Source organism: Indioceanicola profundi (genome assembly GCF_003568845.1).
Classification (GTDB): Bacteria; Pseudomonadota; Alphaproteobacteria; order Azospirillales; family Azospirillaceae; genus Indioceanicola; species Indioceanicola profundi.
In genome coordinates this window covers 1,153,520-1,167,844 of the sequence record NZ_CP030127.1, presented here as the reverse complement: position 1 = coordinate 1,167,844, position 14,325 = coordinate 1,153,520, and the positions used below count along the sequence as shown (strand labels likewise).

The window sequence follows — 14,325 nt, the reverse complement described above, 5'->3', positions numbered from 1 at the left end:
CGCAGTAACAATCAAAAAAGTATTTGCGAGGCGGCAAATCACCAACATCGAGATCGGTATCCGGAGAAGCAATTCCGAAATACCCACCCCGTTTAGGTCACACCGGAATGTGCCTTTACTTGAAAAGTTGCACCGATTTTTGAAGTAATAAGCGGCGCATTTCTACTGCAGCCGCGGGTGCCCACAACCCGTAGGGCCAGGGGACGGGTCGGGCATCCCGTTGTGCAGAACCGGGTTCAGCGCTGAAGCCGCTCCAGCGCCGCCCGGAACGGGTCGGGCAGGGCGATGGGCCGGCGGGTGTCGCGGCCCACATAGACGTGGATGAAGTGGCCGGCTGCGGCGGCCGTGGCCTCGCCCTTGCGGAAGATGCCGACCTCGTAGCGCACGCTGCTGGTGCCGATATGGGCCACGGCGATGCCGGCCTCCAGCTCGTCGGGAAAGGCGACGGAGGCGAAGTAGCGGCAGCCGGTCTCCACCACCAGCCCGATGACGGCGCCGTCATGGATGTCCAGCATGCCTTCCCGGATCAGGTACCCGTTCACCGCCGTGTCGAAATAGGCGTAATAGACCACGTTGTTCACATGGCCGTAGACGTCATTGTCCATCCAGCGGGTGTGGATGGGCATGAACGCACTGAACGTCTCCCGCCCCGGCGGCGGGGCCTTGGACATCAGAACGCCTCCCGGTAGATGGCCAGGGCATCCGCCTCCGCCACCTCCCGCGGGTTGTTCACCAGCAGACGGGTCTGGTTCATGGAATCGCGGGCCAGATGGGGCAGGTCTTCCTCCCCGATGCCGACATCGCGCAGGCGTAGCGGCACCTCCAGCTCGCGGGCCAGGGAAGCCATCAGTTCCGGCAGCGGCTGGCCGCTCTGCTTGACGTCGATCAGCGGAGCCAGCTCCGCATAGAGCCCGGCCGCCCCCTCCATGTTGAAGCGCAGCACATGCGGCAGCACCAGGCTGTTCGAAACACCGTGGGGAACATGGAACCGGGCCCCGACCGGATAGGCCAGGGCATGCACCGCCGCCACCGGCGCGTTCGCGAAGGCGATGCCGGCAAGGCAGGAGCCGAGCGCGGTATCGCTGCGCGCCTCCAGGTCCGATCCATCGGCCCAGGCACGGGGCAGGCCGCGGGCCAGCAGGATCAGCGCCTCGCGCGCCAGCGCGTCGGAGATCGGGTTCTTCTTGTGCCGGCTGGTATAGGCCTCGATGGCATGCACCATGGCGTCGATGCCGGTGGCGGCCGTGACCGGCTTCGGCAGGCCCAGCAGCAGCTCCGGGTCCAGCACGGCGGCATCGGGCAGCAGAACGGGGGAGACGACGCCCTTCTTCTCCGACTCGCCGGTTGTGACGATGGCGATGGGCGTCACCTCCGACCCGGTGCCGGCCGTGGTGGGCACCAGAACCAGCGGCAGACGGGGACCGGTGACCTGTCCCATCCCGTACATGGTGTCCAGCGTCTGGGGTGAGCCCGCCAGCACCGCCACCAGCTTCGCCACATCCATGGGGCTGCCGCCGCCGAAGCCCAGCACGCCATCCACCCCGGCGGCCAGGGCAGCATCCGCCGCGGCCTGGACCACATGAAAGGGCGGGTCGGCGACCACGGCGTCATACACGGTGGTCCGGATGCTGGCCCGCTCCAGCGCCGCCAGCGGCTCCTTCAGCAGGCCGGCCTTCACCACCCCGCGGTCGGTGACCACCAGCAAATGACGCGTGTCCAGCGGGCGCAGGATGGCGGCCAGATCGCGGGCGGCGCCCGGCCGTGCCGTCAGGCCGCGGGTGGTGGCGAAGCTCAGGTCCAGCGGCATGGGTCGGGTCCTCCGGGTCAGGCGGCGGCGCTCAGCTCGGCATAGCGGGCCAGATGGAAGTCGGCGTCGCCGAAGGTGCGGTCGATGGTGGTCAATCGCTTGAACAGATGGCCGGCGCTGTACTCCATGGTGATGCCGATGCCGCCATGCATCTGCACCGCCTGCTGCCCGATATGGCGGGCGGACTTGCCGATCTGCACCTTGGCGGCGGAGATGGCCTTGGCCCGCGCCAGCGCGTCAGGGCTGTCGGCGCGGTCGGCCGCCAGGATCGCCATGGACCGGGCCTGCTCATGGGCAATGTACATGTCCACCATATGGTGCTGCAAAACCTGGAAGCTGCCGATGGGCACGCCGAACTGGGTGCGGGTCTTCAGATAGTCCAGCGTCTGCTCGTTCAGTGCCTCCATGGCCCCGACCGCCTCCGCGCAGAGTGCCGCGATGCCGCGGTCCACGGCCTGCTCGATCAAGGGCAGGGCGCCGCCCTCCGCCCCCAGCAGGGCGGAGCGGGAAACCTTGACGCCTTGTAGTGAGACCTCGGCCGCGCGGGTGCCGTCCACCGTGGGATAGCCCCGCACCGAAAGCCCGTCCGCCTCCCGCGGCACCAGGAACAGGGACAGCCCGTCCCGCTCACCGGCGGCGCCGGCCGTGCGGGCGGAGACGATGAACAGGTCGGCGCAGTCGCCGCCCAGCACCACCGCCTTCTCGCCGGTCAGGGTGAAGCCGTCGCCCTCCGCCACCGCCCGCGTGGCGATGTAGGCCAGGGCATAGCGGCTCTTCGGCTCGCCATGACCGAAGGCCACGAACAGCCCGCCTTCCGCGATGCGCGGCAGCAGCTCCGCCTTCTGCTCCTGGGTGCCCGCGGCATTGATCAGCCCGGCGCCCAGCACGGCGGTGGGGATGAAGGGCTCCACCACCATGCCGCGGCCGAAGGCTTCCAGCACGATGGCGACATCCTGGAAGGTGCCGCCGATGCCGCCAAACTCCTCCGGCACCTCGATGGCCAGCAGTCCCAGCTCGGCGAAGGTCGCCCACATCCCGCGGGAGAAGCCGTCCGGCGACTTCAGGATCTTCGCCCGCTGCTCGAAGCCGTAGCGTTCGCGGATCAGCCGGTCGGCGGTATCGCGCAGCATCTGCTGCGTTTCGGTCAGGTTGAAGTCCATGGTGGTGTGCGCTCCCTCGTCCCTTGCCTGCTGCGGCTTTTTCTTCGTGCGTTGCCATGGGGGCTAAAGCCCCAGCTTCGCCTTCGCCAGGATGTTGCGCTGGATTTCGTTGGAGCCGCCGTAGATCGTGACCTTGCGGTAGTTGAAATAGTCCGGCGCCAGCGGGGCGGCGTAGTCCGGGCCGATGGGTTCTCCGTTCCAGCCCGGCTCCCGGGCTTCCGGATTGAAGGGCAGGGCGTAAGGACCGACCGCCTCCATCATCAGCTCGGTCAGGGTCTGCTGGATTTCGGAGCCCTTGATCTTCAGCATGTTGGCTTCCACCCCCGGTGCCTGGCCGGCCTTTTCGGCCGCGATCATGCGCAGATTGGTCAGTTCCAGCGCCGTCAGCTCGATCTCCAGGGCGGCAATCTTCGCCGCGAAGCCGGGGGTCCTGATCAAGGGCACGCCCTCCACGGTCTCTTCCGAGGCGATGTGCTTCAGCCGCTTCAGCTCCGCCTTGGAGCGGCCGATGCGGGCGATGCCGGTGCGCTCATGGCTCAGCAGGAACTTAGCATAGGTCCAGCCCTTGCCCGGCTCACCGACAATGGCGTCCTTCGGGATGCGCACATCGTCGAAGAACACCTCGTTGACCTCATGCTCCCCGTCGATGGTGATGATAGGGCGCACGGTGACGCCGGGGGTCGCCATGTCCATCAGGAACATGGAAATGCCCTTCTGGGGCTTCGCCGCCGGATCGGTGCGGGCCAGCACGAAGATCATGTTCGCGTGCTGGGCCATGGTGGTCCAGGTCTTCTGCCCGGTGATCACCCACTCATCCCCGTCCAGCACCGCCCTAGTGCGCAGCGAGGCGAGGTCGGAGCCGGAGCCGGGCTCGGAGAAGCCCTGGCACCACCAATCCTCCATGGTCAGGATGCGGGGCAGATAGCGCTGCTTCTGCGCTTCGCTGCCGAAGGCGATCAGCACGGGACCGATCATGCCGAGGCCGAAGGGGATCGCCGGGGGCGCGCCCTCCTCAGCAAGGATTTCCTCGAACAGGTGCTTCTGCACCGACGTCCACCTGGTTCCGCCATACTGCTCCGGCCAGGCTGGAGCACCCCAGCCGCGCTCCGCCAGCTTGGCCTGCCAGTTCACGAAATCCTGCTTTTCCAGCCGGATATGGTGCAGCACCCGGTGCCTGGTCTCCGGCGGCAGGTTGGCCCGCACCCACTGGCGGACCTCCTCGGCGAAGGCCAGCTCGTCGGCGGTGTAGTTCAGGTCCATGCGTTGCCTCCCGTAGCGCCGCTCTTTGATTTTCCTCGACCCTAGCCAGGGTTCGGCGGCGCGTCAATATCTGCGAAAATGTCTTTCGCTGTGCGAAATCACTTACCCCCGGTGGCCAGGGAGATGGTCTTGGCCAGCGCTGCCAGCCGCGGCCCCAGGTTCTCCACCAGCCGCTCCGGACTCAGCAGGTAGGAGGGGCCGCCGCAGTTGAAGGCCATGATGCCGGAGCCGTCTGCCGGGATGAAGGGCACGCCCACCGCATGCACGTCCCGCTGCCAGTCGCCCAGGGATACGGTGAAGCCGCGGGTCCGGTAATCCTCCACCGCCTGCTCGATCCCGGCGCGGATGCGGGGCCAGTCCTTGGGCTCCTTGGCGGCGATCTGGTCCATCAGTGGGGCGCGCTCCTCCTCCGGCAGGCCGGCCAGCAGGGCGCGGCCCATGGCGGTGGTGGCCAGCGGAATGCGGGAGCCGGTATCCAGGTGCAGCGTGATCGGCGCGCTGGACCGGCAATGCTCCACATACACCATGTCCAGCCGGTCGCGGCTGCCCAGCGAGACGGAGGCGTCGGCGTATTCCGCCAGCTCCTGCATATAGGGGCGGGCGATCTGCCGGACATTCATTCCGTGCAGCACGTGATAGCCCAGCGACAGCACCGGTGCGCCCAACTGGTATTTCCCCAGCCGCTCAAGGTAGGTGAGGTAACCCAACTGGGTCAGGGTGTAGGTGAGGCGGGAAACGGTGGGTTTCGGCAGGCCCGTATAGGCTGCGATCTCCTGGTTGCCCAGCAACGGCTCTGCCGGGGTGAAGGCCCGCAGAATCTCGAGGCCGCGGGCCAGTGCCACCACGAACTGCCGGTCGCCGCCGCCCTCGCCGGCCAAGTGTAAGTCCAACTCGTCCTCGGCGATCGCGGCGCCTCCGCCGCCGGTCTGCCCTGCCGTCCCCGTCCGTTTCCGCATCTCCATCCCCCGCCGGTCGCCCGCTTGCAATGACGATAGCCACCGATTAAGGTGCCTGCAAAACGCGGAATATCGTTTCGCATGGCGAAATCAAAGTCAATTCAGCATATAGGGGAGGAAGCGTATGGCCGGTCGTTTCGAGGTGCGCGGCGATGTCGGGATCATCTGGATCGACAACCCACCCGTCAACGCCATCAGCCACGCGGTGCGTCTGGTGCTGGTGGACGGGCTGAAGCAGGCGGCGGGGAACGATGCGGTCAAGGCCGCGGTGATCGCCTGCGAGGGCCGCACCTCCATGGCCGGCGCCGACATCACCGAGTTCGCCGGCGGCATGAAGGAGCCCGGCCTGCCGGAGGTGATCGCGGAGATGGACCGGTTCGGCAAGCCGCTGGTGGCCGCCATCCACGGCACCGCGCTTGGCGGCGGGTTCGAGGTGGCGCTGGGCTGTCACGCCCGCGTCGCCCTGGCCACCGCCAAGGTCGGCCTGCCGGAGGTGAAGCTGGGCATCCTGCCAGGGGCCGGCGGCACGCAGCGCCTGCCGCGGCTGGCGGGGGCGGAAGCGGCCCTGCCGGTGATGATCTCCGGCGATCCGATCTCGGCGGAGCAGGCGGCCGGGATGGGAGCGGTGGACAAGGTGGTGCAGGACAACCTGCTGGACGCCGCCATCGCCTATGCCCGTGAGTTGGTGGGTCAGGAACTCCGGCGGGTGCGCGACATGCCCATGCCGGCGGTGCCCGCCGGCTTCTTCGAGGAGGCGCGCAAGGCCACGGCCAAGCAGAAGCGCAACCTCTACTCCCCGCAGCGGATCGTGGATGCGGTGGAGGCGGCGGCCACGCTGCCCTTCGACGAGGGCATGGCGCGGGAGCGCGAGCTGTTCATGGATTGCCTGCGCAACCCCCAGGCCCGCGCCCTTCAGCATGTCTTCTTCGCCGAGCGCCAGATCGCCAAGATTCCGAATCTGGCTGCGGACGTGAAGCCGCGGGAGGTCCGGAAGGTGGCGGTGATCGGGGCCGGCACCATGGGCGGCGGCATTGCCATGAACTTCGCCAATGCCGGCATCCCGGTCACGATCCTGGAGATGAGCCAGGAGGCCGTCGACCGCGGCCTGGGCGTGATCCGGAAGAACTACGACGCCACCGCCGCCAAGGGCCGCATGACGGCGGAGCAGGTGGAGCAGCGCATGGGCCTGCTCACCCCCACCCTGTCCTATGACGATCTCGGCGATGCCGACCTGATCATCGAGGCTGTGTTCGAGACGCTGGAGGTCAAGCACAAGGTGTTCGAGCAGCTCGACCGCGTGGCGAAGCCGGGCGCGGTGCTGGCCTCCAACACCTCCTACCTCTCCATCGACACCATTGCCGGCTATACGAAGCGCCCCGCGGATGTGCTGGGCATGCATTTCTTCAGCCCGGCCAATGTGATGAAGCTGCTGGAGATCGTGCGCGGGGCGCAGACCGCGCCGGACGTGCTGGCCACGGCGCTGGACGTCGCCAAGAAGATCCGGAAGGTCGGCGTGGTCGCCGGCAACTGCCACGGCTTCATCGGCAACCGCATGCTGGAGGGCTATGCCCGCGAGGCGAATGTCCTGGTGCTGGAGGGAGCAACGCCGCAACAGGTCGACACCGCCCTGGTGAAGTTCGGCATGCCGATGGGCCTGTTCCAGATGATGGATCTCGCCGGTCTGGACATCGGCTACAAATCCCGCAAGGACCGCGATCCCGCCAGCCTGCACCCCTATGCCTACCGCATGTCGGACATGCTGGTAGAAGCCGGCCGGATGGGCCAGAAGACCCAGGCCGGCGTCTACGACTACGCCCCTGGCGACCGCACGCCGAAGCCCTCCGACATCACCGCCAAATTCATCCGGGAGGTGGTTGAGGAGGTCGGGCTGCCGCAGCGGAGCTTCACCGATGAGGAGATCATCGAGCGCTGCTTCCTGGCCCTGTTCAACATCGGCTGCGAGGTGCTGCGCGAGGGCATGGCCTACCGCGCCGGCGACATCGACATCGTCTATCTCTACGGCTACGGCTTCCCGGCCTATCGCGGCGGCCCGATGTTCTGGGCGGAGAACAGCATCGGCCTCGCCAACGCGCTGGACAAGATCCGCGGCTACGCCGCCGCCTATGGCGACCGCTGGTGGAAGCCGTCGCCGCTGCTGGAAAAGCTGGTCGCCGAGGGCAGGAGCCTGAAGGACGCCGTCTGAGCCGGCCAGCGCCCGCCCTTCCTCCGCATTCGGCGGAGGAAGGGCGGGAAAGCCAACGAACCGGGCGCCGAAGCCGCGCCCGCCGCTTTCAGGGAGGAACCACCCCATGCGTGAAGCCGTCATCGTCTCTACCGCCCGCACGCCGATCGGCAAGGCGTATCGCGGCGTCTTCAACGCCACCCCGTCCCCGACCCTGGCCGCGCACGCCATCCGCCATGCGGTGGAACGCGCCGGCATCGAAGGGGCGGAGGTGGATGATGTTGTCTTCGGCGCCGCCTTGCAGCAGGGCGTGCAGTCCCCGAACATCGCCCGGCTGGCGGCACTCCGCGCCGGCCTGCCGGTCACCGTGGCCGGCATGTCCATCGACCGCCAGTGCGCCAGCGGCCTGATGGCCATCGCCACGGCCGCCAAGCAGATCATCGTGGACGGCATGGGCATTGCCGTCGGCGGCGGCGTGGACAGCATCAGCCTGGTCCAGAACGAGAAGTTCCGGGTGGACCGCGACCCGTCGCTGGTGGAAATGCATCCGGCCATCTACATGCCGATGATCGACACGGCGGAAATGGTGGCCAAGCGCTACGGCATCAGCCGGGAGCGCCAGGACGAATATGCCCTGCAAAGCCAGCAGCGTACGGCCGCCGCGCAGGCCGCCGGCCGTTTCGATGCCGAAATCGTTCCGATGAGCACCACCATGGGGGTGATGGACAAACAGACCAAGGAAGTCGCCTTCAAGGAGGTGACCATCTCCAAGGATGAGGGCAACCGGCCCGATACCACGCTGGAAGGCCTCTCCAGCCTCAAGCCGGTGCGGGGCGACGACGCCTTCATCACGGCCGGCAATGCCAGCCAGCTCTCCGACGGCGCCTCGGCCTCCGTGCTGATGGAGGCGGGGGAGGCAGCCCGCCGCGGCTTGCAGCCGCTGGGCGTCTATCGCGGCATGGCCGTGGCCGGGCTGGAGCCGGACGAGATGGGCATCGGCCCGGTCTACGCCATCCCCAAGCTGCTGAAGACCCATGGGCTGAAGGTCGAGGATATCGGGCTCTGGGAGCTGAACGAGGCCTTCGCCGTGCAGGTGATCTACTGCCGCGACAAGCTGGGCATTCCCGACGACCGGCTGAACGTCAACGGCGGCGCCATCTCTGTCGGCCACCCCTACGGCATGTCCGGCGCCCGCCTCACCGGCCATGCCCTGATCGAGGGCAGGCGCCGCGGGGCCAAGTACGTGGTCGTCACCATGTGCGTCGGCGGCGGCATGGGGGCTGCCGGCCTGTTCGAGGTGGTGTGATCCTCACTGCGGGCGAGGGGCGTTCGGCCGTGAGGCGGCATGCCCCTTTTCTTTCCGACATGTCCGCCCGCATTGGATCAACGTCGCGGATACTGCACGGGTGAGGGCGGCAGGGCGTGGTAGAGGATCGCGACCAGCACAAGACAGAGGGCGCCAGGCGGCACGGTCTTGAGCAGCATCTCCGGCGGCGTTCCGCCGAGCAGCAGGATCGGTATGGCTCCAGCGGGCGGATGCGTCGTGCGGAACAAGGCCATGAGCAGCATTACGACCGCGACGCCTGACGCGGCGACCAGCCAATGCGGCGGGAGAAAAGCGCCGAACAGCAGGCAAGTCAGCGTGGCCAGAACATAGGCGACCAGAACATTGATCGGCTGGGCGAAGGGGCTTGCGGGCGCGCTGAAGAGGATGACGCTGGTTGCCCCGAACGGCGCAAGGAGGAGAGGCAGTTCCGTGGCGCCGGCGAGCCCGCCGATGGTGGCGATCGCCAATCCACCGCCGACGGCCTGCTTCGCCCCGACCAGGAAGGAAGAGGGGCGTTCCTCATGGCGTACAAGCAGGTAGCGGAAGCGGCGAGGCATCGGCAGGGCAGCGGGCTGCGGAAGAAGACAGGTGCTCGGGAATAGCGGTTCCACAGCGATGCCGCTATAGAAATTCACATCTCACGTTAACTGCATGTGGAATATTGGGCCTGCGGTGAATGCATACGGGCAGGCCGGACCTCCCCGCTGCGCTTAGCGGCGGGGAGGTCTGCCGGCAGCCTCGACGGGATGCGAGGCCGGCAGTTCCTCACCCGGATAGTCGGCAATCGGAATAGGTCCGCCGTTTTGTGCCACCGCATGCTTTTCGCCTGGGGGAAGGGCATCCTGGAACAGATCAATGCGTTTCCAGGCCGGGAAAGGCTGCGATCCGGCCGCATCGGGAACATGGGGCGACAGTTCCAGGCCGGCTGCGGCGAAACGATGGATATAGCGTCCGCAATTCACAAAGATCTGACTGGGACGGATACGTACCAGAAGATGCGCGCCGGGATAGGAGGCCAGAAGCGGGTCTCCCTCCACGATCCGGGCCGTGCCCTGCACACGCAAGCGGCGGGGGCGTTCGAAATCGATGAACAGCAATCCGACCTGCGGGCTGGCCTGGATGTTTCCCAACGACAGGAACATGCCGTTGCCGTCATAGCTGGGAAACGCGATCTCCCCATCCTCGGTGATCTGGACGAAGCCCGGTGCACCCCCCTTGTAGGACACGGTCGGTCGGCCATGCTCATCCACCGTGCTGAGGAACAGCAGCGGGCGGCTCTCGATGAAGGCGCGGTCGTCCGGCGTGAACTCCGCGTGCGCCAACTCCTCGAGACGGTCGGCCAGCCGGCGCGTTCCGTGCGCGTCCTGGAGCATGCGGTGGCTCGGACCATAGAGGTTGCTCATGACCACTCTTCCCGTAGGTGACGTGCCGACCGGGTCCATGGTTGCGTGAAATGAATGCCGTCACAAGGCTGCGGGGTCAGTAGCCCGAAGGGTTGGGCTGCATCTGACCCTGCCCGTACTGGATGGCCGGGCGTTCACTGTACGCTCCTGCGGGAAAGGCGGACGCCCAGCAGGCCGCAGACGGTTCCGAGGAACAGCACCGCCGTGCCGGCGGCGAACAGCGGCCAGTAGGCGCCTGTCACGGCGAACAAGGCGGACAAGGCATAGCCGCCGATAGCCTGGGCCAGGGCGAAGGCCGCAGTCATCCATCCCCAGGCGCGGACATGTCCGGCCGAACCAGCCATGCTGGCGGCGACGCCCGAAGCCAGGGTAACGCTGCCGGGCGTCAGCAGCCCCACGACGAAGGCCGACAGGATGAGGACCGGCAGGTCCGTCGCCAGCAGGGGAAGACCGACCGCCAGGGTCTTCAGCGCCAGCGCCAGGGCGAAGGCCGGGCCGAAGCCCATCCGGGCCGCCAGCCATCCTCCAACGACGGCGCCAAGCGCCGCTCCCGCGCCGAAAGCGGCCCAGACGATCCCGCCGACGGCTACGCCAAGATCCAGGCCGCGGGCAATGAAGTCGGACAGGAACAGCGTGTGCGGCACATAGCCGAACCCGTCGCCGGCATAGGCAAGGGTGAAGAGAACCAGCGGCAAAGGCATGGCGCGGACAGCATCCGCCGCCTGCCGGGGCGGTGCGGCAGCCCCGCGTGGCCAGCGCGACCAGGAGAACACCGTCAGCGCCAGGGCCAGCGCGGCCAGGGCCAGCCACGCGACCTCCAACCCGAATGGGGCCAGAGCCGGCACTCCGAAACCGGCGAACACCACGCCGAGACCGATGCCCGAAAAGACCACTCCGATGGCCCTGGGTTTTGCCGCCATGGGCACCGCGGCCAGCACCGTCGGCCCCGCCAGTACGATTATGACCGCGCCGGTGGCCCCGGCCAGCAGTCGCCAGCCAGCCAGCCAGGCGAACCCGCCGTTCCAGGCGCAGGCTGCAAGCGACACGACGGTCAGCAGCATGGCGGCGCGGAGGACACGGGCTGCCGGCCATAACCGGGACAAGGGCGCGGCGCAGAGGGCGCCGGCAAGATAGCCCAGCAGGTTCACGGCGCCGATATAGGCCGCCCCATCACCGCTCAACCAGCCTTGGCCCACCAGGGCGGGAAGCATGGGGGTATAGGCGAAGCGGGCGATGCCCAGCCCCAGCAGCGTGGCGGTCAGTCCGGCAAGGGCCGGCGTGAGCCAGTGCGCCGTTGGGGCGAAATTCCCGTCGGACGTGCCGGCCATCGTCCTGGGACGGGTCGTATCCGCGCACATTCCTCCACAGCCCCCGCCTTTTCGTCGCCCGTGTCAGGTTGGCACGCGATGGACATCATGGAAAACGAAACCTCGTCACATCAGGGATCGGTTTGCGTCGGCGGGCCTCATCACCCGTTCTGTCGGCAATCCCCGACACTCATTGGCTTTCCCTGCCGTGGGACAGGGCTTCGATGACCCGGCAGTCCGATACCGTGCCATGGCGGCACTGGCTGAGCATGCGCTCCAGTTCGGCTTGAAGGGAGCGCAGCCGGGCGATCTTCCCCCGGATTTCATCAAGGTGGGCCGAGGCGATGACGTCAGCCTCCTCGCACGACATGTCGGATCGGTCGGCCAGGCTCAGGAGACGCCGGACTTCGTCCAGCGAAAAGCCAAGCTCCCGGCCCCGCCGGATGAAGATCAGGCGGTCCAGGTCGCGCTGCGTGTAGACGCGCTGGTTCCCGGCGGTGCGAGCCGGTTCGGGCAGTATGCCGACCTGCTCATACCAGCGCACCGTCTGCACCTTGGTGCCGCTGCGCATGGCCAGATCGCCAATGCCGTATGTACCGCCCCGCATTGATTTTACCCTTGAACCTACAGCGACTGGAGGTCCTAGGTTTAGCACATTGAGGGCGGCGGCCGCATGCGCCGCGTCGCCAGGGCAGGAGTCGCACCATGCAGGATGAGACACGGATCGGACGGGCAGCGGACGGGGATTCCCGGACCCTCCGCTACCACGTGACCGGTATGGATTGTCCCAGTTGCGTCGCTAAGGTCGAGACGGCTCTGGGGCGGCTCAGCGGCGTCGAGGATATCAGCCTGAACTACCACTCGCAGATGCTCCGGTTCCGGCTGGACGAAGCCGCGACATCCAGGGACAGGGTCGACGGCGCCATCCGGAGCCTCGGCTTCGGCTTCGAGGACATGGACCTGCGGATCGTCCAGGAAGGGCAGGCGGATGCCGGGCTGGACTCCGCTGCCGCGGCGGAGCAAGCGTGGTTGGCCACCCCGAAGGCCAGACTGACCGGTTTCATCGGGCTGTTGGTCGGGATCGGCTTCCTGATGTCCTGGCTCGTCCCGGCCATTGAGGACCTTGCCCTCATGCCTGCCGCCCTGGTCGGCCTCGCCGTCTTTGGCCGCCGCGCCTTCCTGCTCGCCCGCCTGGGCACGCCATTCAGCATCGAGATGCTGATGTCCGTTGCCGCTGCCGGGGCGCTCGTGATTGGAGAGACGGCAGAGGCATCAGTCGTCATCCTGCTGTTCGCCGTGGGCGAGCTCCTGGAAGGAGTTGCGGCCGGTAGAGCAAGGTCCGGCATCAAGGCCCTGGCGGCCCTGGTCCCTCGCACCGCCCTGCTTGTCGATGGCGCAGTGGCGCGCGAGGTTCCCGCTTCGCGGTTGGAGGTGGGGCAGGTTGTCCTGGTTCGCCCCGGCGACCGGGTGCCTGCCGATGGCGAGGTCGTCGACGGCATGTCCGATATCGACGAGTCTCCGGTGACAGGCGAGTCTGTGCCGGTGCCGAAGCAGCCCGGCTCGCCTGTCTTCGCGGGCGGCATCAACGCCACCGGCGTGCTTCGCGTCCGGGTGACGCGGTCCGCAGCGGACAACACCATCGCCCGGATCATCCACATGGTCGAGGAGGCCCAGGCCAGCAAGGCGCCCACGGCCCGTTTCATCGAGCGCTTCAGCGCCCGCTACACGCCCTTCGTCATCATCGTAGCGTTGCTCACGATACTGCTGCCGCCGCTCGCCTTTGGGGCGGACTGGCAGACCTGGATCTATCGTGGCCTGGCCCTGCTGCTGATCGGCTGCCCCTGCGCGCTGGTCCTGTCCACCCCGGCCGCCATCACCTCCGGCATCGCGGCGGGCGCCCGGCGCGGGCTCCTCATCAAGGGCGGAGCCGCCCTGGAGGCGATCGGGAGGGTCCGGGCCGTGGCTTTCGACAAGACCGGAACCCTGACGGAGGGGCGGCCGCAGGTCACGGACCTCGTTCCGATAACCGGGACCGAGCGGACCCTGCTCGCACTGGCGGCAGCGGTGGAGAACGGCTCCAGCCATCCGCTCGCCCGGGCCATCCTGGCGCGGGCCGAGACCGACGGCGTGCCGCTGCGCCCTGCCCGTGACCAGAGGACTGTTCCAGGCAGGGCTGCGCAGGCCGTCGTCACCGGCCGATTGGTGGAGGTGGGCTCACCCCGGCATGCGGTCGAGAGGTGCGGACCCGACATACTCCCCGACGACCGTGTCGCCGCGCTGGAGGATGCTGGCAAGTCAGTTGCCGTAGTGATGACCGATGGGAAGCCGATCGGGTTGATCGGCATCCGCGACGAGCCGCGGGCCGACGCTGCGCAGGCGGTCTCATCCTTGGGCAATCTCGGCATCCGCAGCGTGATGCTGACCGGCGACAACGCCCGCACGGGCCGGGCCGTCGGCCGCGCCTTGGGAATAGAGGTGAAGGCCGGGCTCCTTCCCGAAGACAAGTTGCGGGAGGTTGCCGTTCTGAAGGCCGCTGCGCCCGTCGCCATGGTCGGGGACGGAATCAATGACGGTCCGGCGCTGGCGGCTGCCGATGTCGGCATTGCCATGGGCGGCGGTACGGATGTGGCGCTGGAGACCGCCGACGCAGCCCTGCTGGGCAACCGGGTCGGAGGCGTGGCGGATCTGGTGGCTCTTTCCCGGGCGACATTGGCGAACATCCGCCAGAACGTGGCGATGGCGCTGGGCCTCAAGGCCGTGTTTCTGGTCACCACGCTCTTCGGCATCACCGATCTCTGGCTCGCCATCCTGGCCGACACCGGCGCTACAGTCATTGTCACGCTCAATGCCTTGCGTCTGCTCCGCGCCGGTTCGCACCAGCCGGGCCGATGACGCTGGTCTGAGAGGGACCGGATGGGAAAGT

At 67.7% G+C, this 14,325-nt stretch carries 12 protein-coding genes; 3 read left to right on the top strand and 9 right to left on the bottom strand.

Annotation, left to right across the window (positions count from 1 at the left end):
- Positions 1-236: 236 nt before the first annotated feature.
- The 5 genes from DOL89_RS21185 to DOL89_RS21165 all read right to left on the bottom strand — a co-directional run bounded on the left by DOL89_RS21185 (position 237) and on the right by DOL89_RS21165 (position 5,183).
- Positions 237-671, bottom strand: a complete 435-nt coding sequence (locus DOL89_RS21185) for an acyl-CoA thioesterase (protein ID WP_119681306.1) — start codon at positions 669-671, stop codon at positions 237-239.
- On the bottom strand, positions 671-1,807 hold the full coding sequence (locus DOL89_RS21180; protein WP_119681305.1) for an iron-containing alcohol dehydrogenase: 1,137 nt from the start codon (positions 1,805-1,807) through the stop codon (positions 671-673). The genes DOL89_RS21185 and DOL89_RS21180 overlap by 1 nt, the downstream gene beginning before the upstream one ends.
- 17 nt (positions 1,808-1,824) lie before the next feature.
- Complete coding sequence (locus DOL89_RS21175; protein ID WP_119681304.1) at positions 1,825-2,967, bottom strand: acyl-CoA dehydrogenase family protein; 1,143 nt, start codon at positions 2,965-2,967, stop codon at positions 1,825-1,827.
- Positions 2,968-3,030: 63 nt separating this feature from the next.
- The gene (locus DOL89_RS21170; protein WP_119681303.1) at positions 3,031-4,227 is read right to left on the bottom strand and encodes an acyl-CoA dehydrogenase family protein; all 1,197 of its coding nucleotides are present in this window, start codon (positions 4,225-4,227) and stop codon (positions 3,031-3,033) included.
- A 98-nt stretch (positions 4,228-4,325) separates the two neighbouring features.
- Positions 4,326-5,183: an IclR family transcriptional regulator gene (locus DOL89_RS21165; protein WP_119681398.1), complete on the bottom strand. Its 858-nt coding sequence runs from the start codon at positions 5,181-5,183 to the stop codon at positions 4,326-4,328.
- 124 nt (positions 5,184-5,307) lie between these two features.
- Here DOL89_RS21165 and DOL89_RS21160 point away from each other — a divergent pair, with 124 nt between their 5' ends.
- The gene (locus DOL89_RS21160) at positions 5,308-7,386 is read left to right on the top strand and encodes a 3-hydroxyacyl-CoA dehydrogenase NAD-binding domain-containing protein (RefSeq protein ID WP_119681302.1); all 2,079 of its coding nucleotides are present in this window, start codon (positions 5,308-5,310) and stop codon (positions 7,384-7,386) included.
- A 106-nt stretch (positions 7,387-7,492) separates the two neighbouring features.
- Complete coding sequence (locus tag DOL89_RS21155; protein WP_119681301.1) at positions 7,493-8,671, top strand: acetyl-CoA C-acyltransferase; 1,179 nt, start codon at positions 7,493-7,495, stop codon at positions 8,669-8,671.
- 77 nt (positions 8,672-8,748) lie between these two features.
- Here the strand turns inward: DOL89_RS21155 and DOL89_RS21150 are convergent, their stop codons facing one another.
- The 4 genes from DOL89_RS21150 to DOL89_RS21135 form a co-directional block, all read right to left on the bottom strand.
- Entirely contained in the window at positions 8,749-9,249 is a 501-nt protein-coding gene (locus DOL89_RS21150; RefSeq protein ID WP_119681397.1) for an HPP family protein, read from the bottom strand.
- A 153-nt stretch (positions 9,250-9,402) separates the two neighbouring features.
- Positions 9,403-10,095 (bottom strand): pyridoxamine 5'-phosphate oxidase family protein, encoded by a 693-nt coding sequence (locus DOL89_RS21145; protein ID WP_119681300.1) that lies wholly within the window; start codon positions 10,093-10,095, stop codon positions 9,403-9,405.
- A gap of 134 nt (positions 10,096-10,229) precedes the next feature.
- Positions 10,230-11,423 carry a YbfB/YjiJ family MFS transporter gene (locus tag DOL89_RS21140; RefSeq protein WP_162937754.1) on the bottom strand — a complete coding sequence of 398 codons (1,194 nt, stop codon included), beginning with the start codon at positions 11,421-11,423 and terminating at the stop codon, positions 10,230-10,232.
- A 169-nt stretch (positions 11,424-11,592) separates the two neighbouring features.
- Positions 11,593-12,009 (bottom strand): MerR family transcriptional regulator, encoded by a 417-nt coding sequence (locus DOL89_RS21135; protein ID WP_119681298.1) that lies wholly within the window; start codon positions 12,007-12,009, stop codon positions 11,593-11,595.
- A gap of 98 nt (positions 12,010-12,107) precedes the next feature.
- Between DOL89_RS21135 and DOL89_RS21130 the strand changes: the two genes are divergently transcribed.
- A complete protein-coding gene (locus DOL89_RS21130; protein WP_119681297.1) occupies positions 12,108-14,294 on the top strand; it encodes a heavy metal translocating P-type ATPase in 2,187 nt (728 codons plus the stop codon).
- Positions 14,295-14,325 lie beyond the last annotated feature (31 nt).

Excerpts from the sequence above, each read along its gene's own strand:
- DOL89_RS21185 (WP_119681306.1), bottom strand. The coding sequence starts at position 671 with ATGTCCAAGGCCCCGCCGCCGGGGCGGGAGACGTTCAGTGCGTTCATG.
- DOL89_RS21180 (WP_119681305.1), bottom strand. The coding sequence starts at position 1,807 with ATGCCGCTGGACCTGAGCTTCGCCACCACCCGCGGCCTGACGGCACGG.
- DOL89_RS21175 (WP_119681304.1), bottom strand. The coding sequence starts at position 2,967 with ATGGACTTCAACCTGACCGAAACGCAGCAGATGCTGCGCGATACCGCC.
- DOL89_RS21170 (WP_119681303.1), bottom strand. The coding sequence starts at position 4,227 with ATGGACCTGAACTACACCGCCGACGAGCTGGCCTTCGCCGAGGAGGTC.
- DOL89_RS21165 (WP_119681398.1), bottom strand. The coding sequence starts at position 5,183 with ATGCGGAAACGGACGGGGACGGCAGGGCAGACCGGCGGCGGAGGCGCC.
- DOL89_RS21160 (WP_119681302.1), top strand. The coding sequence starts at position 5,308 with ATGGCCGGTCGTTTCGAGGTGCGCGGCGATGTCGGGATCATCTGGATC.
- DOL89_RS21155 (WP_119681301.1), top strand. The coding sequence starts at position 7,493 with ATGCGTGAAGCCGTCATCGTCTCTACCGCCCGCACGCCGATCGGCAAG.
- DOL89_RS21150 (WP_119681397.1), bottom strand. The coding sequence starts at position 9,249 with ATGCCTCGCCGCTTCCGCTACCTGCTTGTACGCCATGAGGAACGCCCC.
- DOL89_RS21145 (WP_119681300.1), bottom strand. The coding sequence starts at position 10,095 with ATGAGCAACCTCTATGGTCCGAGCCACCGCATGCTCCAGGACGCGCAC.
- DOL89_RS21140 (WP_162937754.1), bottom strand. The coding sequence starts at position 11,423 with ATGGCCGGCACGTCCGACGGGAATTTCGCCCCAACGGCGCACTGGCTC.
- DOL89_RS21135 (WP_119681298.1), bottom strand. The coding sequence starts at position 12,009 with ATGCGGGGCGGTACATACGGCATTGGCGATCTGGCCATGCGCAGCGGC.
- DOL89_RS21130 (WP_119681297.1), top strand. The coding sequence starts at position 12,108 with ATGCAGGATGAGACACGGATCGGACGGGCAGCGGACGGGGATTCCCGG.